Source organism: Pseudonocardia nigra (genome assembly GCF_019396355.1).
In the GTDB taxonomy this organism is placed as follows: domain Bacteria; phylum Actinomycetota; class Actinomycetes; order Mycobacteriales; family Pseudonocardiaceae; genus Pseudonocardia; species Pseudonocardia nigra.
In genome coordinates this window covers 1-2,196 of sequence record NZ_JAHKRK010000416.1, presented here as the reverse complement: position 1 = coordinate 2,196, position 2,196 = coordinate 1, and the positions used below count along the sequence as shown (strand labels likewise).

The 2,196-nt window shown below is 74.5% G+C and carries 3 protein-coding genes; 2 read left to right on the top strand and 1 reads right to left on the bottom strand.

The features are described from left to right. Positions 1 to 73 precede the first annotated feature (73 nt). Positions 74 to 886, bottom strand: coding sequence for a LysR family transcriptional regulator (locus KME75_RS41120; protein ID WP_219420397.1), 813 nt, complete (start codon positions 884 to 886; stop codon positions 74 to 76). A 228-nt stretch (positions 887 to 1,114) separates the two neighbouring features. On the opposite strand from KME75_RS41120, the gene KME75_RS44560 reads away from it, so the two are divergent. Both KME75_RS44560 and KME75_RS44555 read left to right on the top strand, forming a co-directional pair. Beyond that, entirely contained in the window at positions 1,115 to 1,363 is a 249-nt protein-coding gene (locus tag KME75_RS44560) for a hypothetical protein (RefSeq protein WP_246633807.1), read from the top strand. A 105-nt stretch (positions 1,364 to 1,468) separates the two neighbouring features. Then, on the top strand, positions 1,469 to 2,020 hold the full coding sequence (locus KME75_RS44555) for a flavin reductase family protein (protein WP_308283505.1): 552 nt from the start codon (positions 1,469 to 1,471) through the stop codon (positions 2,018 to 2,020). Positions 2,021 to 2,196: the final 176 nt, after the last annotated feature.

The window sequence follows — 2,196 nt, the reverse complement described above, 5'->3', positions numbered from 1 at the left end:
GGCCACCGCGCGGTCGCCACCCGCTACGACAAGCGCGACTACATGTTCCGCGGAACCATCGACGTCGCCTCGATCAGGATCTGGCTCCGCGACCCCGTCCCATGATCCAAGGGACACGCTCTAGACCCTGCGCGGGCGCCCGGACCGCGCGTGAGGCCGACGCGAAGCCGATCACCTGGCGGGCGGTCACGAGCACGCCCGTCGCCACCGGGTCGTCGACCTCGCTGGCGACGGTCAGCTTGACGCCGGCCCGGTCGGCCGCGCCGACGATGGCGTCATGCATCGCCGGGCTCTGCTCGCGACGGAACAACAGGCAGGGCTGGCGCTCCAGCAGACGCATCGGCACCGCGTCCCGCCCGGCCCACGGGTGGCCCTCCCCGACCACCGCCACGATCGGCACCGTCATCAGCTCCTGCGAGCCGAGCCGGGGGCTCGTGGGCCTGCCGTAGACGAACGCGACGTCCAGCTCACCGGCGAGCAGCGCCCGCAGTTGCGGCCCGGTGCGCTTCTCCCACAGCTGCGTCTGCACCCGCGGGTACTCGTCGTTGAGCGCCGCCAGCGCGGCGGGCAGCACGTCCTGGCCCGCGGGGAAGTTGAACCCGATGTTGATCGTTCCGGCCTGCCCGAGCGCCACCGCGCGGGCCGCCGCCACCGCCCGGTCGGCGTGGTCGAGCAGGCGCTTCGCCTCCTCGCGGAACGCCTCGCCCGCGGCGGTCAGCCGGACCTCGTGCGGGCTGCGCCGCACCAGTTCGACGCCCACGTCCCGTTCGAGCCGCTGCAGTTGCTGGCTCAACGACGGCTGTGCCAGGTGCAGCCGGGTCGCGGCGCGGCCGAAGTGCAGCTCCTCGGCGATGGCCAGGAACGAGCGCAGGTACCGGAATTCCATCGTGTCCGCCCGCCTCCCAGGGATACCGACCGACCGTAATGCCAGGCCGGTCGGCAGTGGTCGACGGCGGAACGTGCAGCAGGGGAACTGTGCGTGTCCACAAGCTTCCCGCCCGGATGAGACCGCAGGTCACGGGCCGGGTACGAGGCTCGACGATTCCGATCACGCGATCGGTCTTCGCGATCGGCGGCCGCCGCGCGGGCATCCCGACCTAGCGTCGGACCCCCTGTGAGCGGCGAGGAGTTCCCGTGTCCGAGGTCCTCCCGTCCCCGATGCCCGCCCCGACGCCCGCGGCCGTCACCGGCACCCCGCCTGCTGCGGGTCACCGGGCGCACGCACATCGATCTCCTGCTCGGGCCCGGCCTGGTCCGCCAGTACTCGCTGTGCGGCGCCGCCGACCACCCCGACGCCTGGCGGATCGCGTGCTGCGCGAGCAGGCGGGCCGCGGCGGGTCCGCCCGTGTGCACGAACACCTGATGCCGGGGACGCTCGTGGAGGTCGGGGGGCCGCGCAATCCCTTCCGGCTGGGCCACGCGCCTCCTCTTCGTCGTCGGGGGCATCGCCATCACCCCGATCCTGCCGGTGGTCGCCGCCGCGAAGGCGGCGGGCGCGGACTGGCGGCTGCCGTACGGGGGACGGCGGCGCGGGTCGATGGCGTACGTCGACGCGCTCACCGATCCGCGGGTCACCGTCCGCACCCCAGGACGAGCACGGCTGAGGGCGGCCCTGCGCGAGATGCCGCACGCGGTGGACGTCTACGCCTGCGGACCGGAGCCGTTGCTCGCGGCGCTGGAGCGCCTCTGCCCCGCCGGACGGCTGCACGTCGAGCGCTTCGTCCCCCGGCCGGACGCCGCGACGCGCGCCGAGGAGCACCTCGAGGTCCGCCTCGCGCGGTCGCGGCGCACGGTTGCGGTGCCCGCGGGCACGTCGGTGCTCGACGCGGTGGTGGCGGCGCGCGTCGACGTGCTGGGGTCCTGCCGCGAGGGCACGTGCGGCACCTGCGAGACGGCCGTCCTCGACGGGGAGCCCGACCACCGCGACTCCGTGCTCGACGCCGCCGAGCGAGCGGCGGACGACACGATGATGATCTGCGTCTCGCGCGCCCGCGGGCCGCGGCTGGTGCTCGATCCGTAGCGCCGATCGAAGCCGCCGCACTTCCGATCGTCGCAGGTGACGGTGCATTCCACCGCACTGGCCCCGGGCCCGGCGGGACCGTTGTTCACCATCACGACATCCGCTCCTGCTGGCATGCCTCCGGCTGCCGGCCGCGCTCCCCGCCCCGGCGACCCCGACACCCACACGCCCCCGCC

What these genes read in the sequence shown, in the direction of transcription:
- KME75_RS41120 (WP_219420397.1), bottom strand. Translation starts at nt 886, where the DNA reads ATGGAATTCCGGTACCTGCGCTCGTTCCTGGCCATCGCCGAGGAGCTG.